The 25,169-nt window shown below is 62.8% G+C and carries 29 protein-coding genes, 1 tRNA gene and 2 rRNA genes (1 of these 32 only partly in view); 17 read left to right on the forward strand and 15 right to left on the reverse strand.

Features of this window, described 5'->3' with window-relative positions; translation table 11 throughout:
* The 4 genes from ACZ5TB_RS11970 to ACZ5TB_RS11985 form a co-directional block, all read left to right on the forward strand.
* Positions 1-717, forward strand: a 23S ribosomal RNA gene (locus ACZ5TB_RS11970); it begins 2,080 nt to the left of the window's first position.
* Between the two features lie 149 nt (positions 718-866).
* Positions 867-981, forward strand: a 5S ribosomal RNA gene (gene rrf, locus ACZ5TB_RS11975).
* Positions 982-1,065: 84 nt separating this feature from the next.
* Positions 1,066-1,142, forward strand: a tRNA-Met gene (locus ACZ5TB_RS11980).
* 541 nt (positions 1,143-1,683) lie between these two features.
* Positions 1,684-2,595 carry an oxidoreductase gene (locus tag ACZ5TB_RS11985; protein ID WP_464791397.1) on the forward strand — a complete coding sequence of 304 codons (912 nt, stop codon included), beginning with the start codon at positions 1,684-1,686 and terminating at the stop codon, positions 2,593-2,595.
* 22 nt (positions 2,596-2,617) lie between these two features.
* Here the strand turns inward: ACZ5TB_RS11985 and pgeF are convergent, their stop codons facing one another.
* Positions 2,618-3,376 (reverse strand): peptidoglycan editing factor PgeF, encoded by a 759-nt coding sequence (pgeF, locus tag ACZ5TB_RS11990; RefSeq protein ID WP_464791398.1) that lies wholly within the window; start codon positions 3,374-3,376, stop codon positions 2,618-2,620.
* Between the two features lie 140 nt (positions 3,377-3,516).
* Here pgeF and ACZ5TB_RS11995 point away from each other — a divergent pair, with 140 nt between their 5' ends.
* On the forward strand, positions 3,517-5,133 hold the full coding sequence (locus tag ACZ5TB_RS11995) for an amino acid permease (protein ID WP_464791399.1): 1,617 nt from the start codon (positions 3,517-3,519) through the stop codon (positions 5,131-5,133).
* Positions 5,134-5,174: 41 nt separating this feature from the next.
* Here ACZ5TB_RS11995 and ACZ5TB_RS12000 read toward each other — a convergent pair whose 3' ends face one another.
* On the reverse strand, positions 5,175-6,452 hold the full coding sequence (locus tag ACZ5TB_RS12000; RefSeq protein ID WP_464791400.1) for a multidrug effflux MFS transporter: 1,278 nt from the start codon (positions 6,450-6,452) through the stop codon (positions 5,175-5,177).
* A gap of 198 nt (positions 6,453-6,650) precedes the next feature.
* On the opposite strand from ACZ5TB_RS12000, the gene ACZ5TB_RS12005 reads away from it, so the two are divergent.
* Positions 6,651-6,947 carry an SEL1-like repeat protein gene (locus ACZ5TB_RS12005; RefSeq protein ID WP_460987013.1) on the forward strand — a complete coding sequence of 99 codons (297 nt, stop codon included), beginning with the start codon at positions 6,651-6,653 and terminating at the stop codon, positions 6,945-6,947.
* Between the two features lie 3 nt (positions 6,948-6,950).
* Here ACZ5TB_RS12005 and ACZ5TB_RS12010 read toward each other — a convergent pair whose 3' ends face one another.
* From ACZ5TB_RS12010 to ACZ5TB_RS12030, 5 genes are read right to left on the reverse strand one after another with little or no spacing between them, the layout of a single operon-like run.
* The gene (locus tag ACZ5TB_RS12010) at positions 6,951-8,114 is read right to left on the reverse strand and encodes a GNAT family N-acetyltransferase (RefSeq protein ID WP_464791401.1); all 1,164 of its coding nucleotides are present in this window, start codon (positions 8,112-8,114) and stop codon (positions 6,951-6,953) included.
* Complete coding sequence (locus tag ACZ5TB_RS12015; RefSeq protein ID WP_464792548.1) at positions 8,077-8,802, reverse strand: glycerophosphodiester phosphodiesterase family protein; 726 nt, start codon at positions 8,800-8,802, stop codon at positions 8,077-8,079. Before ACZ5TB_RS12015 ends, ACZ5TB_RS12010 begins: the two co-directional genes overlap by 38 nt.
* A complete protein-coding gene (locus tag ACZ5TB_RS12020; protein WP_464791402.1) occupies positions 8,783-9,247 on the reverse strand; it encodes a RidA family protein in 465 nt (154 codons plus the stop codon). Before ACZ5TB_RS12020 ends, ACZ5TB_RS12015 begins: the two co-directional genes overlap by 20 nt.
* Positions 9,237-9,899 (reverse strand): HAD family hydrolase, encoded by a 663-nt coding sequence (locus ACZ5TB_RS12025; RefSeq protein ID WP_464791403.1) that lies wholly within the window; start codon positions 9,897-9,899, stop codon positions 9,237-9,239. The genes ACZ5TB_RS12020 and ACZ5TB_RS12025 overlap by 11 nt, the downstream gene beginning before the upstream one ends.
* Positions 9,896-10,192 (reverse strand): DUF3572 family protein, encoded by a 297-nt coding sequence (locus ACZ5TB_RS12030; protein ID WP_464791404.1) that lies wholly within the window; start codon positions 10,190-10,192, stop codon positions 9,896-9,898. Before ACZ5TB_RS12030 ends, ACZ5TB_RS12025 begins: the two co-directional genes overlap by 4 nt.
* Positions 10,193-10,263: 71 nt before the next feature.
* On the opposite strand from ACZ5TB_RS12030, the gene ACZ5TB_RS12035 reads away from it, so the two are divergent.
* Complete coding sequence (locus tag ACZ5TB_RS12035) at positions 10,264-10,626, forward strand: response regulator (RefSeq protein WP_196224854.1); 363 nt, start codon at positions 10,264-10,266, stop codon at positions 10,624-10,626.
* Positions 10,627-10,773: 147 nt separating this feature from the next.
* Complete coding sequence (locus ACZ5TB_RS12040) at positions 10,774-12,642, forward strand: PhoX family protein (RefSeq protein ID WP_464791405.1); 1,869 nt, start codon at positions 10,774-10,776, stop codon at positions 12,640-12,642.
* A gap of 195 nt (positions 12,643-12,837) precedes the next feature.
* Here ACZ5TB_RS12040 and rpmG read toward each other — a convergent pair whose 3' ends face one another.
* Entirely contained in the window at positions 12,838-13,005 is a 168-nt protein-coding gene (gene rpmG, locus ACZ5TB_RS12045; protein WP_007687342.1) for a 50S ribosomal protein L33, read from the reverse strand.
* A 207-nt stretch (positions 13,006-13,212) separates the two neighbouring features.
* On the opposite strand from rpmG, the gene ACZ5TB_RS12050 reads away from it, so the two are divergent.
* From ACZ5TB_RS12050 to ACZ5TB_RS12060, 3 genes are all read left to right on the forward strand, one after another.
* Entirely contained in the window at positions 13,213-13,545 is a 333-nt protein-coding gene (locus tag ACZ5TB_RS12050) for a hypothetical protein (protein WP_464791406.1), read from the forward strand.
* 15 nt (positions 13,546-13,560) lie between these two features.
* On the forward strand, positions 13,561-14,127 hold the full coding sequence (locus ACZ5TB_RS12055) for a TMEM165/GDT1 family protein (RefSeq protein WP_464791407.1): 567 nt from the start codon (positions 13,561-13,563) through the stop codon (positions 14,125-14,127).
* A gap of 133 nt (positions 14,128-14,260) precedes the next feature.
* Entirely contained in the window at positions 14,261-14,752 is a 492-nt protein-coding gene (locus tag ACZ5TB_RS12060; RefSeq protein ID WP_196224850.1) for a Dps family protein, read from the forward strand.
* A gap of 67 nt (positions 14,753-14,819) precedes the next feature.
* Here ACZ5TB_RS12060 and ACZ5TB_RS12065 read toward each other — a convergent pair whose 3' ends face one another.
* The 5 genes from ACZ5TB_RS12065 to cobS form a co-directional block, all read right to left on the reverse strand.
* On the reverse strand, positions 14,820-15,290 hold the full coding sequence (locus tag ACZ5TB_RS12065; protein ID WP_464791408.1) for a GreA/GreB family elongation factor: 471 nt from the start codon (positions 15,288-15,290) through the stop codon (positions 14,820-14,822).
* 109 nt (positions 15,291-15,399) lie between these two features.
* Positions 15,400-17,226, reverse strand: coding sequence for a cobaltochelatase subunit CobT (gene cobT, locus ACZ5TB_RS12070; RefSeq protein WP_464791409.1), 1,827 nt, complete (start codon positions 17,224-17,226; stop codon positions 15,400-15,402).
* Positions 17,226-18,011, reverse strand: coding sequence for a tyrosine-protein phosphatase (locus ACZ5TB_RS12075; protein WP_464791410.1), 786 nt, complete (start codon positions 18,009-18,011; stop codon positions 17,226-17,228). Before ACZ5TB_RS12075 ends, cobT begins: the two co-directional genes overlap by 1 nt.
* Positions 18,008-18,427 (reverse strand): OsmC family protein, encoded by a 420-nt coding sequence (locus tag ACZ5TB_RS12080; RefSeq protein WP_464791411.1) that lies wholly within the window; start codon positions 18,425-18,427, stop codon positions 18,008-18,010. The genes ACZ5TB_RS12075 and ACZ5TB_RS12080 overlap by 4 nt, the downstream gene beginning before the upstream one ends.
* 4 nt (positions 18,428-18,431) lie before the next feature.
* Positions 18,432-19,439, reverse strand: a complete 1,008-nt coding sequence (cobS, locus tag ACZ5TB_RS12085) for a cobaltochelatase subunit CobS (RefSeq protein WP_464778427.1) — start codon at positions 19,437-19,439, stop codon at positions 18,432-18,434.
* A 177-nt stretch (positions 19,440-19,616) separates the two neighbouring features.
* Between cobS and ACZ5TB_RS12090 the strand changes: the two genes are divergently transcribed.
* Positions 19,617-19,886 carry a DUF1294 domain-containing protein gene (locus tag ACZ5TB_RS12090; RefSeq protein WP_464791412.1) on the forward strand — a complete coding sequence of 90 codons (270 nt, stop codon included), beginning with the start codon at positions 19,617-19,619 and terminating at the stop codon, positions 19,884-19,886.
* A gap of 10 nt (positions 19,887-19,896) precedes the next feature.
* Here ACZ5TB_RS12090 and ACZ5TB_RS12095 read toward each other — a convergent pair whose 3' ends face one another.
* Positions 19,897-20,514: a DnaJ domain-containing protein gene (locus tag ACZ5TB_RS12095; RefSeq protein ID WP_464791413.1), complete on the reverse strand. Its 618-nt coding sequence runs from the start codon at positions 20,512-20,514 to the stop codon at positions 19,897-19,899.
* A gap of 44 nt (positions 20,515-20,558) precedes the next feature.
* On the opposite strand from ACZ5TB_RS12095, the gene ACZ5TB_RS12100 reads away from it, so the two are divergent.
* Both ACZ5TB_RS12100 and ACZ5TB_RS12105 read left to right on the forward strand, forming a co-directional pair.
* Positions 20,559-20,846 carry a BolA family protein gene (locus ACZ5TB_RS12100; protein WP_464792549.1) on the forward strand — a complete coding sequence of 96 codons (288 nt, stop codon included), beginning with the start codon at positions 20,559-20,561 and terminating at the stop codon, positions 20,844-20,846.
* 14 nt (positions 20,847-20,860) lie between these two features.
* Positions 20,861-21,766 carry a pirin family protein gene (locus ACZ5TB_RS12105; protein ID WP_464791414.1) on the forward strand — a complete coding sequence of 302 codons (906 nt, stop codon included), beginning with the start codon at positions 20,861-20,863 and terminating at the stop codon, positions 21,764-21,766.
* A 248-nt stretch (positions 21,767-22,014) separates the two neighbouring features.
* On the opposite strand, the gene ACZ5TB_RS12110 is transcribed toward ACZ5TB_RS12105, so the two are convergent.
* A complete protein-coding gene (locus ACZ5TB_RS12110; RefSeq protein ID WP_464791415.1) occupies positions 22,015-22,848 on the reverse strand; it encodes an MJ0042-type zinc finger domain-containing protein in 834 nt (277 codons plus the stop codon).
* 170 nt (positions 22,849-23,018) lie between these two features.
* Here ACZ5TB_RS12110 and ftsE point away from each other — a divergent pair, with 170 nt between their 5' ends.
* The 3 genes from ftsE to ACZ5TB_RS12125 are packed head-to-tail and all read left to right on the forward strand — an operon-like array spanning position 23,019 to position 25,161.
* Positions 23,019-23,735, forward strand: coding sequence for a cell division ATP-binding protein FtsE (gene ftsE, locus ACZ5TB_RS12115; RefSeq protein WP_464792550.1), 717 nt, complete (start codon positions 23,019-23,021; stop codon positions 23,733-23,735).
* Entirely contained in the window at positions 23,732-24,634 is a 903-nt protein-coding gene (locus ACZ5TB_RS12120) for a cell division protein FtsX (RefSeq protein WP_464771509.1), read from the forward strand. The genes ftsE and ACZ5TB_RS12120 overlap by 4 nt, the downstream gene beginning before the upstream one ends.
* On the forward strand, positions 24,631-25,161 hold the full coding sequence (locus ACZ5TB_RS12125; RefSeq protein WP_196224839.1) for a YdcF family protein: 531 nt from the start codon (positions 24,631-24,633) through the stop codon (positions 25,159-25,161). The genes ACZ5TB_RS12120 and ACZ5TB_RS12125 overlap by 4 nt, the downstream gene beginning before the upstream one ends.
* Positions 25,162-25,169: the final 8 nt, after the last annotated feature.

The raw sequence follows: 25,169 nt of genomic DNA on the forward strand, positions 1-25,169 counted from the left end.
TGAAATACCACCCTGTTGTTTTCTGATGTCTAACCTCGCACCGTTATCCGGTGCAGGGACCCTCTGTGGCGGGTAGTTTGACTGGGGCGGTCGCCTCCTAAAGAGTAACGGAGGCGCGCGATGGTGGGCTCAGGACGGTTGGAAACCGTCTGTTAGAGTGCAATGGCATAAGCCCGCCTGACTGCGAGACTGACAAGTCGAGCAGAGACGAAAGTCGGTCATAGTGATCCGGTGGTCCCTCGTGGAAGGGCCATCGCTCAACGGATAAAAGGTACGCCGGGGATAACAGGCTGATGATTCCCAAGAGCTCATATCGACGGAATCGTTTGGCACCTCGATGTCGGCTCATCACATCCTGGGGCTGGAGCAGGTCCCAAGGGTTTGGCTGTTCGCCAATTAAAGTGGTACGTGAGCTGGGTTCAGAACGTCGCGAGACAGTTTGGTCCCTATCTGCCGTGGGCGTCGAAATTTGAGAGGAGTTGACCCTAGTACGAGAGGACCGGGTTGAACATACCTCTGGTGTACCTGTCGTCCTGCCAAGGGCGCAGCAGGGTAGCTATGTATGGACGGGATAACCGCTGAAAGCATCTAAGCGGGAAGCCTCCCTCAAGATAAGATTTCTTCGAGCGGTCGTAGACCACGACCTTGATAGGCCGGATGTAGAAGTGTGGTAACATATGGAGCTAACCGGTCCTAATTGCTCTGATCGCGCTTGAATGCTTCGAAAGAAGCGAGTCCCACCATCAATGACAGTGCTGGCAACAGCAAAACGTCAGCGATGTGGTGATAAACCTCAAGCCAGATAACAACTGAAATACATTTACCGTGCACGGCATCGATTATAACCCAAAGCGCAAGCTCTATTGCTTGGTGACCATAGCGTCTGTGACCCACCCGATCCCATCCCGAACTCGGCCGTGAAACCAGTCTGCGCCGATGGTACTGTGGCTCAAGCCCCGGAAGAGTAGGGCGTCGCCAGGCATTACAGCTTGCGCTTTAGGAAATAAAACCCATCACAATCTCACAAAAGGGCGGCCCACAAAGCCGCCCTTTTGCCTTTGGTGACGCGGGATGGAGCAGCCCGGTAGCTCGTCAGGCTCATAACCTGAAGGTCGCAGGTTCAAATCCTGCTCCCGCAACCAACATGATTTGCAAGGCCCCCTCGGCACACGCCGCAGGGGGCTTTTGCTTGTCCAAACCACCGCAAAGCGCCAGCATCGATACCAACTCGTCGCGTCCGGAGCGCGAGCGTCCTCGCGATAGATTGTCAGACCTTCGATAAACCCGACCATCGGGGCAGCCGCTTCTGCCCGAATACCCGTCATTGCACGTCGCACCCAGCATATCGACCTTGTCACCGAACTTCTCGAGCAGCCCCGGGCGGAGCACGATTTAGCGGATCTGCTTCAACCGCGCGATGCGCGTCAGCCGATCCACGTCCAGCGCAGGATAAACCGGACATTATCTGTATCGATGCCACTCCTCCAGAATGTGTCAATGGCAGTGCCGGTTCCCCAGGACCTTGGCTCGCCGGCTTCTGCACTGTAGTACAACGCCGGATCGTTTTTCCCGCTTCAACTATTTCTCCGCGAGCCGCCGCATTTTTGCACAGCTCAATCAGCCTTGTTTTCTGGTTCAGGATTGGTGACTAAGGACCAATAAGGCGCGAACGGGGAGAGTAGAATGGGGTTCACCGACAACCAGGTGGCGGATCAGGATGGACGCACGATCCTGGTTACCGGGGCGAACACCGGTATCGGCTTTGAAACCGCGAAGCTGCTGGCCCGAAAGGGCGCGCGAGTGCTGCTTGGCTGCCGAGATGCCAGCAGGGGCGCGGATGCAATGGCGGAGATTGCGGCCGCAACTCCAGGCGCGAAACTGGATCTCATTCTACTCGATCAGGCAGATCTTGGAAGCGTCCGAACCGCAGCCGAAAGGGTCGCCAGCGAACCCAGGCTCGACCTGCTGATCAACAATGCGGGCGTGATGATACCTCCCCTTACCCGCACGGCCCAAGGGTTCGAGCTTCAATTTGGTGTCAACCATTTGGGGACCTTCGCGCTGACGGCGCTTTTATTGCCGAAGCTCGCCGAAACCGCCGGTTCGCGGGTGGTTGTTACGTCCAGCTTGGCACACCGCAATGGACGCATGTTGTGGGACGACTGGAACGCAGAGAAAGGCTATAGTCCCAACGTCTATTATAGCCAAAGCAAGCTGGCCAACCTGCTGTTCGCCCTTGAACTCGACCGGAGGCTCCGGGCTGCGGCATCTCCGGTGAGCGCCATCGGCTGCCATCCCGGCGTTGCCCTGACCGAACTCATGCGCCATCTTCCCCGATGGACAAAACCGTTGCTGCCTATTGTGCGGCCTCTTTTCAATCCGGTGGCGGCGGCAGCGTGGCCGACTCTTCAGGCTGCTACCGATCCGACCGCCAAGGGTGGTGACTATTTCGGCCCCCAAGGACGATGGGAAATGCGTGGCGAGTCAGGACATGCGTTGATCGACAAGCGCGCCAGCAGTGTCGAGGATGCCCGGCGGCTTTGGGATCTTTCGGTCGAGCTGACTGGAATCGATCCGGGGCTGCCGCCCGGCTGACCAGCCAATGCAGGCTGCTGCATCAACCGACGGCAATCATGGAAATCTGCCGTCCATAGCTCGGCTCGCCCAGATGGCAGGAACGGCGATAGCTGAAAAAGCGATCGGGCTGGCTATAGGTGTCCTCATCCAGCATCTCGACCCGGCCGATCCCTGCCTGAGCCAAACGCGCCGCGACATAGGCCGCGATGTCGAACTGGCAATGGCCTTCGCGCCCTGCGGAGAAGAAGCGACCATTTTCGACATCTTCTTCCTCGAAATTGCGGGCGAAATCCACAGTCACTTCATAAGAAGCGCGGCCGATACAGGGGCCGATCGCGGCGCTAATCCGCTCGCGCCGGGCACCCAATTTTCCCATCGCCACCAGCGTGTTGTCCGTGACGCCCGATATGGCGCCTTTCCAACCCGCATGTGCCGCGCCCACCACCCCGGCTTGCGGGTCCGCGAGCAGCACCGGAACGCAATCGGCGGTCAATATGCCCAGGACAAGCCCCGGACGATCTGTGACCATGGCATCGGCGGCGGGGCGATCCGCCTCATCAATTACGCCGGTGATGGTCACCACGTCCGGCGAATGGACCTGCCGCACGGTCACCAGGGTCGCGCCCGGCAGCAGCGCATCCCTCGCCAAATCACGGTTGCGCAGGATCGCCTCTCGCTCATCCATTGAACCCAGGCCCACATTCAAGCCAGCATGCACCCCGCCCGACACACCGCCGCGACGCCCGGCAAAGCCATGCGGCACATCGTGCAGGCTGGCGGCGCGCAGCAGTTCGATCATCAGTAGCTCCCTTGGACAAATGTGCCGAAGTCGCGCAACATACTTGCGCGGGCCGCAATAGGCGATAGTCTCTGCGGCAGATATAACGGGTCGGCTTCGCGGCTGATCGGGGACAAGATGACAGGCAAAGGGCTCCACGCATGATCTTCGGGCGCATCAAGCCATTGGACGCCATATTGGCGACCGCGGAAAAAAAGTCGCTCGTTCGGACATTGGGGCCGATACAGCTCACGCTTCTGGGTGTCGGTGCCATCATAGGGACCGGCATTTTCGTACTGACCGCCGCCGCCGCGCAAAAGGCGGGGCCGGGCATGATGTGGAGCTTCGTCATTGCCGGAGCAGTCTGCGCCTTCGCCGCGCTTTGCTATTCGGAACTGGCATCGATGGTGCCGGTGTCGGGCTCAGCCTATACCTATACCTATGCGGTGGTGGGCGAATTGCTGGCCTGGATGGTGGGCTGGGCGTTGATCCTGGAATATGCCGTGGCCGCCAGCGCCGTTTCGGTGGGCTGGTCCGGCTATTTCATGGGTTTGATGAGGAGCCTGACGGGACTGGAGTTGCCACAGGCCCTGTCAGCGGGGCCGGCCTGGAGCTTCAACGGCTTCATCCCCCATGCCGATTTTTCCCATGGCGTCATCAATATCCCGGCGATCGTTGTCGCGCTCGCCGTCACGGCCTTGCTCGTCATCGGCACGACGGAAAGCGCCCGGGTCAACGCGGTGCTGGTCGCGATCAAGGTCGCGGCGCTGACCGCCTTTATCGCGCTGACGCTGCCAGCGCTGGATAAGGGCAACTTCTCTCCCTTCGCGCCTAATGGGTGGTTCGGACCGGAAGGCACGAGCGGTATGGGCGTTGTTGGTGCGGCGGCCTCTATCTTCTTCGCCTATGTCGGTTTCGATGCCGTTTCGACGGCTGCGGAGGAGACCAAGAATCCGCAGCGCAACGTACCGATCGGTCTGATCGGCAGTTTGGCGATCTGCACCGTTTTCTACCTGCTTGTTGCCGCAGGGGCGATTGGCGCGATTGGCGCCCAGCCGGTCCTTGGTCTGGACGGTTCGATCGTCGCACCTGGATCGGTCGGTTTCGCTCAAGCCTGCGCAACCGCAGCCCATGCCGGGGATCTGGTCTGCTCGAATGAAGCGCTTGCCCATGTTCTGCGGTCCATCAACTGGACCGTGGTCGGAAACGCGCTGGGCCTCGCGGCCAATCTGGCGCTGCCCTCGGTCATCCTGATGATGATGTTCGGCCAGACCCGCATCTTCTTCGTGATGGCGCGCGACGGGCTGCTGCCGGAAAAGCTTGCCAGCATCCATCCGCGTTTCAGGACGCCGCACATCGTAACCATGGTGACGGGCGTCTTTGTCGCCATCGCCGCGGCGCTGCTGCCGGTGGGTCAGCTGGCTGACATTTCCAATTCCGGCACGCTCTTTGCCTTCTTCATGGTGGCGATTGCCGTGCTCGTGTTGCGCGTGCGCGATCCCAATCGCCCTCGTCCCTTCCGGACCCCCGCCATCTGGTTCATCGCGCCAATGGCGATCGTCGGTTGTCTCTTCCTCTTCTTCAACCTGCCTGTAGATGCGCAGATGGTACTTCCGGCCTGGGGCGGGATCGGGCTGTTGCTCTACTTCCTCTATGGCTATCGCAAGAGCCATGTCGCGCGCGGCCTCGTCGAGACGCACGAGCAGGATGCCGATGTCCCGCCGATGCCGGTGCCACCGATGCCCGGTGCGCATACGCCGGGCGGGCGCGACGCCTGAATCAGGTGAGGAAGGCGGCGGCGTGATCGCCGCCTTTCTTTTCAGTGGACGGGATCGAATTCCGGCTCCCGCAACGCATCATGATGCGGCCGGGTGAAGAGTTTCCCTCGTTCGGCGGACAGGACGATCAGAAGCGCCGCGATCCCGAACACCAACATGCCGACAGTCAGGGGCGTGGTAGTTCCGTCGAACGCCCGCCCGACCAGGCTGCCCAATGCACTGGAAAGCGCCGTCGTCAGGAACGCCTGGAACGAGGAAGCCGCGCCCGCCCCCTTGGCAAAGGGCTCCATGGAAATTGCTCCGAAATTGGAAGCGGTAAAAGCCACGGCCATCATCGTTGCCGACTGGAAGAACATGAAGGTGAACATGCTTTCCCAGCCGAATGCGATCACGACAAGATGGATGGCGCTCGTCGCGATCATGGACAGAACCGCACCCTGGCTCAGCCGCCGTGCGCCGAAGCGCGATACAAGGCGGCTGTTCAGCAGACTGCCGACCCCCATGCTGCCCGCCATGATCGCAAAAGCTATCGGGAAGAATGACTGGGCATGAAACAGGTCGAAGAAAATCTGCTGCACGGACAGGATGAAGCCGATGAGCCCGCTCATCACCACGCCGCTCGCCAGCATATAGCCTGCCGAACTGCGGTTGGTGAGGACCACCGCCATGGTGCGAAAGATCGTTGATGGGTTCATCCGCAGCCTGTTTTCCGGCTTCAGCGTCTCGGGCATGCGTATGACCATCCAGATCAGGATAAGCGCCGCCTGAATAGCCAGAATCCAGAATATCCATCGCCATGGCGCGAACCAGAGGATCGCCTGCCCGAAGCTTGGCGCCATCACGGGTATCAGCATGAAGACGGCAAGGATCAGCGACATGACTCTCGCCATCGCGTCTCCCTTGAACCGGTCGCGAATGATGCCCACGGCGATCACCCGGCTCGCTCCGGCAAAGAATCCCGCCGACGCCCGGCCCAGCAACATCAGGGGAAAGCTGTGCGCCACCGCGCACCCTATGGTGGACAGGATGAACATCGCCAATGCGCCGCCCATCACGGGTTTACGCCCGAACCGATCGGACAGGATACCGAACAGCAGAGATCCAGCGCCCAATCCCAGGAAATAGACGCTGATAATAAGCTGCCGGTCATTGGCATTCGCGATTCCCAGATCGTGCCCCATGGCGGGCAGCGCGGGCAACATCGGGTCGGTCGACAGCGCATTCATCGCCATCAGGCAAGCGCTCAGCACCACGAATTCGCGAAAGCCGATGTCTTTCTTTGGTTGTCCGATTGCGACCGGGGGAGAAGGGTTGGTCATGGCGCGGCTATGGGATCAATCCGGTTGCTATGCCAGCCCAAGATCACGCGGCCTGCCGCATTAACCTTGTACCATCCAGGACTTTCGGGCGCTGATGCCTAAGCCCTCAAATCGGCGTTAACCATTTTTTATCCCCTGCCGGTGCACCGTGCGGCCTGTCGAAAACCATTATCTCGAAATCCACAGGGGGATTCGGTCGTGGCAAACAGTCTGAAAAGTGCTCAGTTTCTGATGGAAAGCCGCCTGCCAGTGGCGGGCTGGGAATCGGCGGAAGCCTGTTTCGATCTGGGCGTCGCCTATAGCTGCGGAACCGGCGGCAAGTCAGTCGATCTGATCGAAGCGCATAAATGGTTCAACCTCGCCGCGCTGCGTGGCAATGAGGAAGGGCAGGTGATGCGTGCCGAGATCGCCGAAGAAATGACGGCCCGCGAAATCGCCGAAGCGCAGCGTCAGGCACGCGCCTGGATTGCCGCAAACCAGTTGCGCGCCGCCTGATCGTCAGCCTAGCTTGCGGAACGGTGCCCGTTCGCTAAGCCAGATTCGGTCCTGTTGCACGCCAGTCCGTTCGGCAGCGAGGAATTCGGCGACGGCCCGGCGGAACGAAGCATTGGGCAAGAAGTGGGCAGAATAAGTAGGCTCCGGTCCATACCCCCGCGCCAGCTTATGCCCCCCTTGGGCTCCGGCCTCCACGCGGGACAGCTCAAGCGCAATGGCGACCTCGATCGCCTGATAATAGCATAGCTCGAAATGCAGGTTGGGCACGTCCTCGGCGCAACCCCAATAGCGGCCATATAAAGCCTCCTCACCAATCAGGTTGAGCGCTCCCGCAATCGGCCTGCCGTGACGCTGTGCCAGCATCAGCAGCACCCGATCCGCCATGCTTTCCCCCAGCATCGAGAAAAAGGCCCGCGTCAGATAGGGCCGCCCCCATTTGCGCGATCCGGTATCCTGGTAAAAATGCCAGAAGGCGTCCCAGTGCGCCTCCTTGAGGTCGCCGCCGGTCAGGTGAACGATCTCCAGCCCCTCGACCGCGCGCGCCCGTTCCTTGCGGATATTCTTGCGCTTGGCGCTCGACAGGCCGCTCAGGAAATCGTCGAAATCACGATAACCGCGGTTGGTCCAATGGAACTGGCTGTCCTCGCGGATCAGCCAGCCCGCCGCTTCGAATAGCGGGACCTGTTCCGCCTCGATAAAGGTCGCATGCGCAGACGACAGGCCGTTACTCTCGACAAGGCTTTCGATCCCCGCGATCAGGGCGGGGGCCAGCATCGGCTCGCGCAACAGCAATCGCGGCCCCGGAACAGGGGAAAAGGGCGCAGCGAGCTGAATCTTGGGATAATATTGGCCCCCTGCGCGCTCCCACGCGTCGGCCCAGCCATGGTCGAACACATATTCGCCCTGGCTATGCGTCTTGCCGTACAGCGGCGCTGCGGCTGCGATCTGTCCGTCGGTGCCATCGATCAGCATCGGCAAGGGCTGCCACCCGGTTCCCGGACCAACGCTGTCCGATCGTTCCAACGCGGCCAGAAAATCCCAGCTCATGAAGGGGTTGGCGGTCCCGGCGCAGGCGTCCCACTGATCGCGTGGCAGTTCCGCAACCCCGCCAGCTACCCGCACCAGGCATTCAGTCACGCGGGACCTCGAATATGATCTGGTCCGCATGCGCCGCAGCGGCAGCATGATCGGCCTTCGTGCGCACCGTCCAGGTCAGCACGGCCAGACCGCGCGCATGCGCCCGCGCTGCGAAACGGGAAGGAAGGTCACGAACATCACAAGCGATAAAGTCGGGTCTTGCCACCCAAGTTGCAAGACCGCGCCGGGCGGCGCCGCGCCAATCCGTGTCACCCTGCTCCGTCACCACAAGGCCCCGCACCGCCTGCGGCATGTGCCGGGCAAACCAGCGTATTGCGACGGGGTTGAAGGACATGACGGCGGCCAGGGCATCCGGATGCTTTGCCAGATCGCGGGCCACCGCTGCACAGAGGGGCGCCACATGGCGGCCCGTGACCTTCAATTCAATCAGCAGCGGGACCGTTTGCCCGCCTGCCTGCAACAGCGTCCCCAGTCGGGGAATGCCGCCGCCGTCCGCCAGCCTCATCTGCTCAAGGCGTTCGGCCCGATGGTCCGACAGCATCCCCTCGACACCGGTCATTCGTGACAGGGCGTCGTCGTGAAAGACCATCGCGACGCCATCCCCGCTCAGCCGGACATCGCATTCGATGCCAAAGCCCTGCGCGATGGCCGCGCGAAAAGCGGCCATGCCATTTTCACTGATGCCCGCCCCATGCAGCCCGCGATGGGCGAAGGGGCGGGCGGTCAGGAAGGAAAGATCAGGCCGCCGACCGGACAAGGACGACCGCGTCGATCTCAACCACCGCGCCCAGCGGCAGCACCGGCACGCCCACCGCGCTGCGGGCGTGCTTGCCTGCCTCGCCGAACACCTCGACCATCAGTTCCGACGCGCCATTGGCCACCTTCGGCTGGTCCGTGAAGCTCGGGGCGCTGCTGATGAAAGCACCGAGCTTCACGATCCGCTCAACCCGGTCCAGGCTGCCCAGCGCCGCCTTGATCTGGGCGATAAGGTTGAGGCCGCAGGCCCGCGCCGCCTTGACGCCATAATCAAGGTCGCGGTCCTCGCCGAGGCGGCCCGTCATCAGCTGTCCGTCGGAAAGCGAAATCTGGCCGGAAATATGCAGCAGGCCATTGGCTTCCACTGCCGCCACATAGGCGGCCACCGGCGCGGCGGCTGCGGGCAGGGTAATGCCAAGTTCGGCAAGGCGGGCTTCAACGCTCATCTGGGACTCCATCTGGGTTATCCATGTTTAATGGTGCGGGGCCGTCGGCAAGCCGATCGGCGATCCACCTCTCCGCCGTTGCCCAGTCGTCTATCCGGGCGTGGGCATAGGGGGCAGCATCGACATCAGCCGAAATTTCAGGTTCGCCCACCATATGCAATCTCCACACGCCCGGCGCATGCTCGGTTACGGATTCATGATGTTCGGCCAGATCGTCGATGAACAACGCGGCCGACGGCCGCCGCTCGGCGACGATCGCGGCCAGCGGCGCGCCCTTGGGGCCATGGTTCCAATGCACCGGGAAATCGAGGCCATGCGCCGCCAACTGTTCGACGCGCTGCTGATGATGCCGCTCGCCGATATTGGTGAGCACGACGATATCGGCGATGCGCGACAACCTGCCCATCGCTTCGACCGCCCCCACGATTGGCATCTGCCGGTGCATTTCCGTATCGAAAAAGCCCACCAGCAGCTGCCAGACCAGTTCGCGCTCCAGCGGGATGCCGCTATCCTTGTGGCGCAGCGCCTCGGCAAAGCCGCGCTCGCGCATATCGAAATGCACGTCATGATGCTCGTCCAGCCATTCGCGGAAGGGAACGACCATGTGCAGCAGCACCTCGTCGCAATCCGTGATGATCAGGGGACGGCTCATCGGCCCAGCGCCCGCCGCGCCGCGATCAGCGCCTCTGCCTTGGTATCAAGCGCCTCGGCACAGGCGATCAAATCCGGCTCATGATCGGCCAGAAAATCCAGCACCGCACGCAGGACCGAAGGATTATTCACGCCAGCGCGCAACGCGTCCGCGTCCAGTCCGGTAAGCGCCAGCAGCCGATCCGCCCGCTGCTCATCGCCCAAGGTCCAGGCAAGCGCCATCAGGGCCAGCGTCAGGGCGTCTTCGCCATCGGCCGGGCCAAGTTGCTTGCTATCGGGGCTGTCGGAACGCATGATTGATTCTCGGCAAGGGGCAGTTGTATCAGCGCGCTTTTAATATGCGCATCATTTAACGCGGGTGACTGGTGGCAAAGCGCGTGCTCGTTGTCGAGGACAACGAACTCAATCTCAAACTTTTTTGCGACCTTTTGCGCGCGCATGGCCATGAAGTGCTGCCGTTGCGGGATGGGCGCGACGTCGTTTCGCAAGCGCTGGAGTTCCGCCCGGACTTGGTGATCACCGACATTCACCTGCCCCATGTCAGCGGGCTTGACTTGATCGTGTCGCTGAAGCGCGATCCGCGCCTGGCGTCGGTCCCCATCATGGCCGTGACAGCCTATGCTGGAAAGGGCGACGAGGACCGGATTCGCGGCGCGGGGGCGCAGGCCTATGTGTCGAAGCCCATTTCCGTGCTGCGCTTTGTCGAGCAGGTGAATGCCCTGCTGTAATGACCGGCGGTGGCCGTCATAAGACCGTCATCGGCTTTTCATGCCCATGTCCCTGAAATGAAGCGCTGATTTCACGCAGCGCTGCCAAGCCCCGCCCCAGGGACGCGGCATTCCGCCGACAGTCCGATCTGGAACAGGGGTAAATTCATGTCTCACCTCACTGACGAGGCGCGCGCGCCATTTCGCGATGCGGAACCCAGGATCGACGCTGGCGACAACTGCCTCGAAGCGATCGTTGCCGCCAATCCCGGCCGCCGTTCCGTTCTGAAGAACGGCTTGCTGGGTCTTTCCATTCTGCCGATGCTCGGCACGCTCGCGGCCTGCGGCGACGATGATGACTCCGCCTCGCCAACCCCGACGCCCAGCCCCACGCCCACTCCTGCGCCCGCGCCCAGCTATGCGATCGCCTTTGCCCCGGTTGCCGCCAACCAGAATGATACGGTCACGGTCCCGGCTGGCTACACCGTCGATGTCCTGTTAAAAGCGGGTGACTCCGTTGAAGCTGGCACAGCCTATTCGGGCAGCTTCCCGACGTCAGCCGACGCCGAAAAATGGGCGGGCGGCAACCATGATGGCATGGAATATTTCGCGCTGTCCGGCACCGACGCCAACGGCGGCGGGCTGCTGGCGATCAACCATGAATATCCCGACGCCCAAATCCTGTTCGCAGGCAGCTATGATGCGGCCACGGCATCAGCCGACCAGAAGGCGCTGGCGCTTTCGGCCGTCGGCATCTCTGTCGTGGAAGTCGCCAAGGGCACCGATGGCAAATGGAGCGTCAAGGCAGGTTCGCGCTTCAACAAGCGCTATACGGGCAACAGCAGCTATCGCGCGGGCGGACCCGCTGCGGGCCAACTGTCCGGCACGATCAAGGGCATGCTCAACAATTGCTCGTCCGGCCGCACCCCCTGGGGCACTTATCTGACCTGTGAAGAGACTACGGACAATTATCTCGACCCGACGCAGCCTGCGCAAAATTACGGCTGGGTGGTTGAAATCGACCCCTATCAGGAACTGGCCGATCCGACGAAGCGCACCGCCATGGGCCGGTTCGACCACGAAAATGTCGCGCATATGGCCGACAGCAACAACCGTGTCGCCTTTTACATGGGTGACGACAGTACGCCGGGCTGCATCTACAAGTTCGTGCCCGATCGCGCCTTCAGCGCATCCAACCGCGCCGCCAATACGGGCCTGCTGGACTATGGCACGCTCTACGTTGCCCGCTTCAACGCCGATGGCACCGGCGAATGGCGCGCGCTGGTGCAGGGGCAGAACGGGCTGCTCCCAGGCGCTTCCGACCCCGGCAACATCAGCCAGAGTACAACGCCGCCCACGCCCGTCATCGTCAATTTCAATAGCCAGGCGGATGTGCTGATCAGTACCAAGTCAGCCGCGCGCGTCGCGGGCGGCACCGTGATGGATCGTCCGGAATGGCTGACCGTAGCGCCGGACAACAGCGCCATCTATTGCACGCTCACCAACAATAGCGGCCGCCAGGTCACCGACGCGCCCAATCCGCGCACGCGCAACCTTCACGGTCACATCATCAAATTCAAGGAAAAGGACGATTCGCCGCTGGCGACGACCTTCACCTGGGAAATCTTCCTGCTGGCGGGTGATCCCGCCCTGGCGTCCGGCGGGGCGAATCTGGCGGGCAACATCAATGGCGACACCTTCTCCAGCCCTGACGGCATCCGCATCGATCCGCAAGGCCGCCTGTGGGTGCAGACGGACCACAGCGTCCCCGGCAATTCGGGCGTGACCGGCACGACCATAGATCAGGCCTTCGGTCACAACGCGATGTTCTATGTCGATCAGACCAGCAAGCAGTCGAAGCGTTTCCTGGTCGGCCCCGCTGGGTGCGAGATCACCGGCATCGCCTACACGCCGGACCTCAAGACCTTCTTCGTCAACATCCAGCATCCCACGGGTGACTGGCCGGTCGCGGGGCAGCCGCCACGCTCATCGACCATCGTCGTGACGCGCACCGACGGTCAGCCAGTCGGCAACTGATGGGTGGGAGGGCTTTACGCCCTCCTCCGTTCGCTTCGAGCGAAGTCGAGAAGCCTCCCAAACCGTTTCTCGACACGCGCGAAACGAACGGAAGCGCAGTTTCAATGACACAAGGAAAGGCCCGCTCCCTGACAGGGGCGGGCCTTTTCCATCGAAGCCATCAAATGGGTCGAAGCGACCGAAGTCGCCTTCAGATCACTTGATCTTGGCTTCCTTGAACTCGACATGCTTGCGCACGACCGGGTCGTACTTACGGAAGCTCAGCTTCTCGGTCTTCGTGCGCGGGTTCTTCTTAGTAACATAGAAGAAACCGGTGTCAGCCGAGCTGACGAGGCGAATCTTGACGGTTGCTGGCTTGGCCATGGCCCTGGTTCCTGGTCGTGAATATCGTGAAAAAGAGAAGCGGCCCCGTGAAGGGCCGCCCCGTTTCAGCAGCCGCCCATGAGGGAGATTCGGGATAATGTCAAGACGCGCGTGGCGGCTGAACGGGCCGCGTGCTAGACTTTACGCGGCCTTAACAGGTTCCGATGCATCATGTCATCGGAGCGACAGGACAGGGGGATGCTTCCCATGCGACATGATCCGATGCTGGCCATTCTTGCCGATATGCTGCGCCGCGTCGACGGCCTTGCCGGGCAGCGCGGACAGGTGAGCCTGTTGCGATTGAGCGATGAAGTTGACCAGATTCGCCATGTCGCCCGCGCCTATCATCTCGATAGCGTCGAAGGGCTGGCGGACACGCTGCAATCCGCCCTGTCGTTGCAGGGGACGGGGCCGGTCATACTGTCCTACCTCGACCTCATGCGGGATGCCATCGCGGCGGAAATGTCCGATGCGCAGGTGATACCGATCCTCATGGCAGCAAAACCGGCAGCAACCGCCGGACATCCGCTTTCCCGCTGACGGCCGCCATAGCTGATGGATGCATTGCTGACCGCGCTGCTCGGATGCTTCCTGGCTGAGATTGGCGACAAGAATCAATTGCTGGTGCTGGCGCTGGCGACGCGTTTCAGCCGCGATGGCGCGATCATTGCGGGCATCATGCTGGCCGCCGCCGCCAATGCGGCGATCGGGGCCGTCGCGGGCGCGTTTCTGGCGCCGATGCTGGGATCTGATGCGCGGCTGCTGTTTCTTGCTCTGGCCGTGCTGTTTTTGGGCATAGGCCTTCTTTGGCGGGTGAAAGCCCCCGATCCTCTTGCGGAATGGCCGACAGGGCCGTTCCTCACCACGGCGCTGGGGCTGTTCATCCTTGGCTTTGGCGATGGCTCCCAATTCCTGATCCTGGGCATCGCGACGCGGACGGCAGAACCATTGCTGGCCGGAATTGGCGGCGCGCTCGGCGTGACGGCGGCGCTCGTTCCGGTCGTCTTGCTCCGTGACCGCATCCTTCGTCCGGGGCCGATCAAGGCTATCCGCCTGACCGCCGCTGCACTGATGCTGATCATCGCGTTGATGCTTGGCGTAACCGCCATGGGGCTGGTGTAAGGCGCTCTACTTATCGACAGAGTGGATCAGTCTAAACGATGATTTCGTCGGGTAATTGCTGTGCGGGAATGGCACCTTATCGCCATCCGATCATTATACCCCCGAAATCATTTTCACGAGCCAGGAGCAAGATATGACAGCCCCCGACCTCAAGACGCCCACCGACCTGCGCAGCAACGCCACAAAGTCCGTGGCGCAAGCGCTCAACGGCGTGCTCGCGGACAGCTATGCGCTATATTTCAAGACCAAGAATTTCCACTGGCATGTGTCGGGACCGCATTTCCGCGACTATCATCTGATGTTCGATGAGCAGGCGGCGCAGATCCTGGCGGTAACCGATGCCATTGCCGAACGCGTGCGCAAGACCGGCAATACCACCCTGCGTTCGATCGGCGACATTGGCCGCCACCAGTCGATCAAGGATAATGACGCGGAATATGTCAGCCCCGCCGACATGCTGAACGAACTGCGCGAGGATAATCTTCGCCTCGTCGAATCGCTGCGCGCCGCCAAGTCCGCCGCCACCGAAGCGGGCGACAACGCGACCGAAGGCATTGTCGATGATTGGACCGACCAGGCCGAAGAGCGCGCCTGGTTCCTCTTCGAAGCTGGCCGCAACGGCTGACACATGGAAAAGCCCTCCAGCATCGAACTGGAGGGCTTTTCCATTGCAAGGCACTGGATGACCGGCGCTATTCTCCGTCGATCGTTTCAATGGCCACGATGGTGATCGCGCCCGGCTTGCCCGCGAAGTCGATTGCCTCATCCACTTCCGCATCCATCATCGCCCGCGCAAGCGGCGCGGTGAAGGCGATCCGCCCCTCCGCCGGTTCCGCCTCGTCATCGCCGACAATATCGATCCGCTTTTCCGTGCCGTTCAGCCGGTAAGTTACGCGCGAACCAAAGGTCACGGCGTCCCCCGCCGCTGCTGGCTGAAGATGCGCCGTCGCCAGCCGCGTGCGCCAGTAGCGCAGCTCGCGCTTGTGCTTCTTCGCATCCTCTTCGGCCATGGCCGCCGCATCAATCGCCTCCAGCGCCTCGACCTTCTCGCGCGTCAGCCGCAACCCGCGCGTCGTCACCCAATTGGGGCCTGGCGGAATCGGAATCTCGAACGTCGGCTCCAGATGCTCCTCGTCGCTCTCGCGGCGAAAGGCGACACTCATGGCACACTCCTCAACAAACGCCTGCGCACCCCTGTCCCAAGGTCGAGATCGCCGATCTTCTTTTCAAGGGAAGGCCGGGTTCAGATGCCCAAGCCGGGACAATCTCGGCCTAATCTTCGTCGAACAGCCCGGCCAGCTGCTCCACCATCGTCCCGCCAAGCTGTTCGGCATCCATGATGGTGACCGCCCGCCGGTAATAGCGGGTGACGTCATGACCGATGCCGATCGCCACCAGCTGCACGGGCGATCGGTTCTCGATCCACTCGATCACCTGCCGCAGATGGCGCTCCAGATAGGTGCCGCTGTTCACCGACAAGGTGGAGTCATCGACCGGCGCACCGTCGGAAATCACCATCAGGATACGGCGTTCCTCATTGCGCGCGATCAGCCGCTGATGCGCCCAAAGCAGCGCCTCGCCGTCGATATTTTCCTTCAGCAGCCCCTCGCGCATCATCAGGCCCAGATTCCGCCGCGCCCGGCGCCACGGCTCGTCCGCCTTTTTGTAGATGATGTGCCGCAGGTCGTTGAGACGCCCCGGCATCGGTGGCCGTCCGGCGGCCAGCCAGGCTTCCCGGCTCTGACCACCCTTCCACGCGCGCGTGGTGAAGCCCAATATCTCCGTCTTCACCCCGCACCGCTCCAGCGTGCGCGCCATGATGTCGGCGCTGATCGCGGCGATGCTGATCGGCCGCCCGCGCATCGAACCACTATTGTCGATCAGCAGCGTGACGACCGTATCGCGAAACTCGGTATCCCGCTCGATCTTGTAGGAAAGCGACCGGGTGGGATCGATGACGATCCGCGCCAGCCGCGCGGCATCGAGCAGCCCTTCCTCCTGATCGAAATCCCAGGACCGCGACTGCTGCGCCATCAACCGCCGCTGAAGCCGGTTGGCGAGCTTCGTCACCGCGCCCTGCAAGCTGACGAGCTGCTGGTCGAGAAAACCGCGCAGGCGGTTCAGCTCATCCTCGTCGCACAAATCCTCGGCGGTCACCACCTCGTCATGCGCGACCGTATAGGGCTTATAGTCGAAACCCGGCGGCAAGTCGGACATCGGCCGGTTGGGACGGACCGGCATCATGCCCTCATCGCCCATGTCGTCGGCGCCTTCATCGCTGTCGGCGTCGAAATCGTCGCTATATTCGGTCTCGCCTTCCTCGGTGTCGTCGCCCTGATCCTCGGCGCGCGCTTCGGCGTTCATATCGCTGTCGCCAGCGTCCTCCTCGCCGGAATCGCCCTCTTCCTGCTGCTCCTCTTCGTCCTCGCCCTCGTCCTGCGGCTCCTCCTCATCGGTTTGAGGCGGCACATCGCTTTCAACGAGCTGCAGATGCTCCAACATGGCCTGTGCCAGCTTCTGGAAAGCGCGCTGATCGTCGATGGCGAGGCCCAAAGCATCGAGATCGGCGCCCGCCTTTTCCTCGATCCAGGCATCGACCATCGCCATGCCGGTGATGGCATCCTTGGGGATCGGCTGGCCTGTCAACCGCTCGCGCACCTTCAACGCCAGCGCCGTCGAAAGCGGCACTTCATCGGCCGATCGCGCCCGGCGCAGCGGGTCCGACTTCAGCCGCAAGTCCAGCGCATGGTTGAGGTTGTCGCGCACCCCTTCCATCGCCCGCGATCCAATCGCCTCCACCCGCGCCTGCTCGACCGCGTCATAGACCGCGCGCGCAGTCGCGTCGGCTGGCGCAGCAGCCGTATGCACACGCGCATTATGGTGGCGCAGCCGCAGCGCATTGGCGTCAGCGAAACCGCGAGCAAGCGCCACCTGATCGGGCGGCAGGTTCCGGCCCGGAGTGGGCACCTTGATCGCCTTGCCCGCCATATGCGGCGCGTCGGCGGTGAAGCCCACCTCGACCTCGGCATCGCGCGCGATTGACCGGGCCGCGCCCGACAGCACGTCCTTGAAGGCATCCAGAGGCGACCGCTCCGCCATCAGTCGAGCAGCCTTTCGCGCAAAATTCGGCGCGCGCCTTCGTCAATACCAAGCGACCCGGCTAGATACCCCTCGATACCGCCATGGTTCGCGTCCAGCTCTGCGAACAGGCTGTCCAGATAGGCCACATCTACGGTCAGTACGGGCTCCAACGCCTCCGCGCGGGTCGACCATGCCCGCGCCACCAACGAGTTGCGCTGGTTCAGCAGCCAATGCCAATCGGCATGCTCTTTGGTCAGCAGATAATCCTCGACGATCGTCTCACGCGGCACGCCCAAAGCCGCCAGGATCAGCGCCGCACCAACACCGGTGCGGTCCTTGCCAGCTGAACAATTGATGATGATCGGCAGGCGTCCGGCGGCAATTTGCGCGAACATCGCCCGATAGGATGCGGCGTGGTCCGCCGGAATCGCGCGATAGAGCGAGATCATCGCGTCACGCATGTCCTGCGCGGTCGCGTCCTTCCGCTTCAGCATATCGCCCAGAACGCCGCTGCTCTCGCTATAATCGCGGCAGAAATAATCGACCTCCGCCCCATGCCAGATCGTCGGTTCCGCGCTGCGCTCATTGCCTCGCCGGAAATCGCAGATCGCCCGGATGCCGAGCGACCGCAGATGCGCGGCGTCCGCATCGCTCAGCAGCGCCATCGTCCCCGACCGAAAAAGCGCCCCCCGACGAACCACGCGCCCATCCGCCGTCGCATAGCCACCAAAGTCGCGCAGGTTGAATGCGCGCTCCAATGGCAGGCGGCGCTGATCAGCGACCAGGGCGCTGGTGTCCGTCACGGCCGTTCGCCTTCGCCAACTGGCGGCACGGCGATCGTCTCGATCCGCGTTTCGACTTCGCTCATCAGCTTGTGAACCGGGCAGCGCGCGGCGACGCCGATCAGCGTATCATGCTGCTCCTGCGACAACGACCCGCTCAGCGCGATCCGCGTCGTCAGCCGGTAAATGCCGTCCCGTTCCTCACTCGCATCACGGATGACGCCAACATGGATGCCCTCCACCGGAATGCCCTTGCGCTGCGCATACCACAGCATCGTCATCGCCTTGCACGCACCCAATGCCGAATCATACAGGTCATGCGGATCAGGTCCGGCATCATGCCCGTCGGGCGGCGTCATATCGACGATCAACTCATGGCCCCGGATGTTGACCCGGTGCGCGCTGCCATCCGGCGCGATGCGTTCGACGACTATCATTGCGTCAGGCCGCCCGGTGGGCGACGCTTTCGGGCAGGTCCTTGCCGAACACGCGCTGATAATATTCCGCCACCAGCGGCCGTTCCGCCTCATCGCATTTGTTGAGGAAGGACAGGCGGAAGGCAAAGCCGATATTCTTGAAGATCAACGCATTCTGCGCCCAGCTGATCACGGTGCGCGGGCTCATCACGGTGGAGATATCGCCATTGATGAAGCCCTGGCGGGTCAATTCCGCCACCTTGATCATATTCTCGACTTCCTTACGACCGCCTTCATGGTCATACTCGCCCGACTTGGCGAGCACGATCTGCGCCTCGGTCGCGGCGGGCAGGTAATTGAGCGTCACCACCAGATTCCACCGGTCCATCTGGCCCTGGTTGATCTGCTGCGTGCCATGATAGAGGCCAGTCGTGTCGCCCAGGCCCACGGTATTGGCCGTGGCGAACAGGCGGAAATGCGGGTTGGGCCGGATCACGCGGTTCTGGTCGAGCAGCGTCATCTTGCCGTCGGTTTCAAGCACCCGCTGGATCACGAACATGACATCGGGACGCCCTGCGTCATATTCGTCAAACACCAGCGCTACCGGGCGCTGCAACGCCCAAGGCAGCAAGCCTTCCCGGAACTCAGTAACCTGCTGTCCGTCCCGCAGCACGATCGCGTCACGTCCGACCAGGTCGATACGGCTGATATGCGCGTCCAGGTTGATGCGGATGCAGGGCCAACGCAACCGCGCCGCGACCTGCTCGATATGGCTCGACTTGCCGGTGCCATGATAGCCCTGCACCATGACGCGCCGGTTATAGGCAAAGCCCGCCAGAATCGCGAGCGTGGTATCCGGGTCGAACACATAGGCGGGGTCGAGATCGGGCACCCGCTCGTCCGCCTCGGAAAAGGCCGGGATTTTCATATCAACATCAATGCCGAACACTTCCCGCGCATCCACCTCACGGTCGGGCGCGGCCAGCAGCGTCTCTGATCGGGTATCGGGCTGGACGTTGGGAATGTCGGTCATGCGAACGGGTCTTTCTGAATGATCTTTATGGCCCCTAACCGATCCAGGAAGGGCGTGTCGATATAGTGGGGCCTCCCTTTGCCCCGATCAAGCGGCCCATTTTCGCGAAATGGCCTGATGCTCACGCCGTAACCGTCTCTTCAGACCAACTTTACGAAAAATGTATAGGCCATCGAAATGACCTATCCGATTCTGGCATTGGGCTTCGTGGCCATCAACCTTTGGACCATATTGTGCTTTGGCCATGACAAGGCGCGGGCAAGGTCTGGCGGCCGTCGCGTCAGGGAAGCTGACCTCCTGGGCCTCGCCATGATCGGAGGAACGCCGGGCGCACTGATCGCTCGTCAGCTATTCCGTCACAAGACCCGCAAGGAACCATTTTCCACCCAGCTGATGCTGATCGCGGTCGTGCAATGTGGCCTGTTGATCGGCTGGTTTATCTTCTGATCCGCGCCATTCAGGCGAAGGCAGCCGCCTTGCGCAGCAGTCCATAGGCCTCGATCACGCCCTGCAATGCGCTTTCGTGACTGCGGTCGCCGCCATTATGGTCGGGGTGATAGCGCCGCAGCAGCTCAGTATAACGTAGCCGCAGCGCCTTGCGATCCGCGTCGATGGACAGGCCCATGACAGACAGCGCCTTGCGGTCCTCCTTGGACAGGAACTTGCCGTCCTCCCGCATCTGCGCGTCGGCCCGTGCCTTTGCCACCCGCTCCTTGAACTTGGCGCCGATCGCATCAAGCGGGTCCTGAAAGTCCGACCATTTGGGCGGCGGGCTCGCGGCGTTGGAAGAAAAGGCGCGCGTCTCCCGCTCCCACCCTGCAAAAGGTCGTTGGGCAGCGGCAATTTCGTCGGGGCTCATGCCGGTGAAGAAATTATAGCCCTGATTGAATTCGCGCACATGATCAAGGCACAGCCAGCGCCAGCGCGGGCCTTCCTGATTGGGTGACGCGCCCTCCAGCGGCGGCGCGCGAAACTCTCCGGGCTCGGCGCACCCATCGACCGCGCAGGGGCGGTCACTTTCCACGCGGCCATGGAAGCGGTTGAAACGGCGGGTCGAGTAGGGGTCGGTAGACAAGATTGCCCTGATGCATGATGGAACAAAGGGCCTATATAGGGGCGATGAGCACCCAACTGAAAGGCCCGGTGGCCACGGAAATCGAACAGCGGCTGCGCGCCGCCCTGTCGCCAGAGCGTCTTGCCGTGATCGATGATAGCGAGAAGCATCGCGGTCATGCGGGACATGACGGATCGGGCGAAAGCCATTTCACGGTGGAGATCGTCTCGGCCGAGTTCGCGGCGAAAAACCGCCTGGCCCGCCAGCGGCTGGTCAACGCCGCGCTTGCCGATCTGCTGCGCGACAAGGTTCACGCGCTGGCGATCAAGGCCCGCGCGCCCGGCGAAGCCTGATCAGGGGAAAGCTCATGACGTTAGACGACCTCGTCATCCAGACCATCAACCCGACCACCCATGATCTGGGCGACTTCCGCGTCCATCGTTCACTGCCCGCGCCGGGCCGAACGATGGTCGGCCCCTTCATCTTCTTCGATCAGGCCGGCCCCGCGAAGATCGGCGCGGGACAGGGGATCGACGTGCGCCCGCACCCGCACATCAATCTCTCGACGGTCACCTATATGTTCGAGGGCGCCTTCCTGCATCGGGACTCCTTGGGCACGGAGCAACTGATCGAGCCGGGGGCGGTCAACCTGATGACCGCAGGCAGCGGCATCGTCCATTCCGAACGCTCCCCAGACAGCGACCGCGCGCGCGAGTCGAAAATCTCGGCCATTCAGACATGGCTTGCCCTGCCGGACGGTATCGAGGAAATGGCGCCGGCCTTCGAACATGTCAGCGAAGGCGGCTTGCCCGTCATCGACTGCGGCCGGGCCAGCGCGCGCGTCATCATGGGTAGCCTGTGGGGCGCGACGTCCCCGGTCACCACTTATGCCGACACCATCTATGCCGACATTCAACTATCACCCGGCGGGACCGTACCGATCGACACCGACGCGGACGAGCGCGCCATCTATGTCGCTGGCGGAGACGCGGCGCTCGATGGCGTCGCCCTGCTGCCCCAGACGCTCTACGTGTTGCGTCCCGGCACCCGCGCCACGTTGATGAGCGTCGATGGCGGCCGGGTGATGTATTGTGGGGGCGAGGCGTTCAAAACGCCGCGCCATGTCTGGTGGAACTTCGTCTCCTCTTCGACAGATCGCCTCTATCAGGCACGCGAGGATTGGGAGGCAATGCGCTTCCCGCTCATCCCCGGCGACGATCAGGAATTCATCCCGATCCCGAAGGGGCGACCCAAGACGGTGAGCTATCCGTGAAGCATCCGCTCCACAATGACCGTTCGCCCTGAGCTTGTCGAAGGGCTTTACTTTCTTGAAAAGGAAGGGGCTTCGACAGGCTCATGGCGAACGGAGCGGGCGGGGCGCTCGCACCTCGCACAGCATCTCCACGCTTCCGCGAGAATTCAGTATTCGCGCAGAGCCCGCAGAGGACGCAAAGCTAATCTGCATGATGCCAGCTCTGCGCGACAATCAAAATACGTCGATGTCGGCCGCGCCTGATAGGCTCACTGAACGAAGGTCAGCGACAAATTCTCGGCGTTCTTCGGAATGTCGATCCGGCTTTCATTGATCGATGCTTCCTCGCCCGGTTTCAGGCTGGTGCGATCCGCCTTGGTCGTCCAGCTGAACACCAGCCGGTTCTGCTGATCACGTAGTTGCACCAGCACCGGCGGCACGGGCAAAGTCTGCTTGCCGCTGTTCACGATCCGCGCGCCAAAGGCGAAATATTCCTCCCCGGTCGGCAGCTTGCGCCGCTCGGCGGGCTTGGACAGGTAGAATAGCAGGTCTGGGTCGCCCTCTTCGGAAACAAAACCCAGATTGACCGCCCAGCTAGGCGTACCGAAATACCAGAGCGCGCCACCCACACCACCAACGGCCAGGCAGAAAAGCACCGCCGCATAGGTCCACAGCTTCAGGCGATTGCGACGCGGCCTGACCGGCGCGGCATAGCTTTCCGCTGACTCTTCACGGTGCCGACCGTAAATGTCATCGACGCTGTTATCGGTCTGCGCTGCCGACATGCTCGGCGCGACGGCCACTGGCTCGGGTATCGGCGCAGCTACCGTCTCTACTGCCCGAGCAGGCTCAACCGGCACCTCGACGGGCGCAGCAGGAGGAGGCGGAGCAGAGGCAGCAGGCGGCGGAGTGGGGGCAGGACGCGCTTCGGCGGCGACGGGCGCTTCCGCCATCTCGACGGCCTTTTCCCTGACCGGCAGAGCCGCGCCTTCCTGGAACCAGCTATGTTTGCAGGAGGCGCAGCGAACCTGGCGGCCATCGGGGCCGACGGCGCTGTCCGGCACAATATAGCGCGTGGCGCAATTGGGACACACCAGGATCATGACGCTTCATAGCCATGGCTTGGACTCGAGGGCAAGCGGCATTGAATGGGCGGGTGCAAGATGCCGCGACTCGGCGGATGAAGGCGCTTGGCGCTTTACGCGTGGCCGCCCGCTGTGCCATGGCTGTACCCAAGGGGAAGCAGGGAGCGCGCAGGCGCATTCATCGAAGCATGTCGGCGATCGTCCAGTTCGAAAATGTCGGCCTGCGCTATGGTCTGGACAGTGAGACGCTGTCCGACGTCAGCTTCTCGCTGCATGGCGGCGGCTTCTATTTCCTGACCGGGGCGTCGGGCGCGGGCAAGACGTCGCTGCTGAAGCTCCTCTACCTCGCCCAGCGCCCCAGTCGCGGCGTCATCCGCTTGTTTGGGGAGGATGTGGTGACACTCCCCCGCAAGCGCCTGCCAGGCTTTCGCCGCCGCATCGGCGTCGTTTTCCAGGACTTCCGGCTGGTCGCGCATCTGTCCGCCTACGATAATATCGCCCTGCCGCTGCGGGTCGCAGGCATGGAGGAAAGCGAGATCGACGCTTCGGTCTCCGAAATGCTCAACTGGGTGGGCCTCGGCGACCGGGGGCAGGCGCGCCCGGCGACCCTATCGGGCGGCGAGCAGCAACGCGTCGCCATCGCCCGCGCCGTCATCGCCCGGCCCGAAATCCTCGTCGCGGACGAACCCACCGGCAACGTCGATGCCGATATGGCCCGCCGCCTGCTCACCCTGTTCGAAGCGCTCAATCGCCTCGGCACCACCATCGTCGTCGCGACCCACGACCTGCCGTTGATCGGCCAGGTAGAGGGCGCGCAGATGATGCGGCTGGACAAGGGCCGCCTGTCCGATCCCACCGGGTCACTGCGCTACCCTCCCCGGCCGCAGGGCATGGCGGCGTCATGACCGGAGCAGACCGCCGCGCCGCCGCCGCCGCTCGCCACCGGCTATTACCTGAAGGCCGCGTCGCCGGACCCATGCCCTGGGTGATCGCGATCATGATGTTCCTGACCGTCCTTGCCGCCGCCTCTGGCCTTGGCCTTGCGGCAGCGGTGCAGTCGGTCGGCGCCGACCTTGCTGGACGTGCCACGGTCCAGATTGTCGAGGCCAATGCCGACCGTCGTGAGGCACTGAGCGGCGCCGCAGCCCGCCTGCTGCGCAAATCTGCTGACGTTCGCGCTGTCCATCCGGTCGATCCCGCGACCCTCGCTGACCAGATTCGTCCCTGGCTCGGCCAGGATGCGGCAAGCGGCGACCTGCCCATCCCGGCGCTGATCGACGTCGAACTAACCCCCGGCGCGACGGCAGCCAAGGTACAGCGGTTAGGCCGCGTCCTCGCTACCCTGTCCCCGAATATTCGCGTCGAACCCCACGCCGCCTTCCTCCAGCCGCTCGGCAGCCTGCTTGCCGCGCTAGGTGGCCTCGCCGCTGGCATCGTTTTGCTGATGGCGCTCGCCACCGCCGCCATCGTCGTGCTTGCCGCGCGCGCCGCGCATGACAGCCATCGCGGCACGATCGACGTGCTCCACCTGATGGGCGCCACCGATGTGCAGATCGCCCGGCTCTTTCAGCGGCGCATCGGCCTCGACGCGCTGTTCGGCGGCCTGCTGGGCTTTGTCACCGCCTTGCTGGTCATCATCCTGCTGGGCACCCGGCTCGCGGCGACAGGGTCCGATCTGCTGGCGGCGATCAGCCTGCCGTGGAGCAGTTGGCTGATCCTTGCCACCCTACCCATAGGCGGCGTCCTGCTCTCGACGCTGGCCGCGCGATGGACCGTGCTGCGATCCCTGGGGCGGCTCCTATGATCGTCCGCCTCTTTGCGGTGACCTTGCTCGCCTGGATATTGGGTTTCGCCTGGTTCGCGATCTTCCTGCCCCAGCCGCTCGATGGCCGCGCGACCGACGCCATCGTCGTGCTGACGGGCGGCGCTGGCCGGATCGATCGCGGCCTTGCCCTGCTTGAAGAGGGCGCGGCAAAGCGGATGCTGATTTCGGGCGTCGATCGCTCCGTCCGTCCGGCGGAACTGGCGGCGCAATATGAAAGGCCCGAACGGCTGTTTTCCTGCTGCATCACTTTGGGCCGCGAAGCGATCGACACGCGCTCCAACGCCATCGAAACCGCGCATTGGCTGGAGCGCCGGGATTTCCGCACCGTCCGCCTCATCACGACGGACTGGCACATGCGCCGCGCCGCGCTTGAACTGCGGCAGGCGGTGCCGGGCAATCTGACGATCGTCTATGATGCTGTGCCCAGCAGACCCAGCCTGAGAATGCTGATGCGGGAATATAATAAATATCTCCTCCGCCGCGCCGCCGCGCTCGTCGGGATTTGAAGAACGGC

This window comes from Sphingobium sp. TomTYG74, from assembly GCF_055393875.1.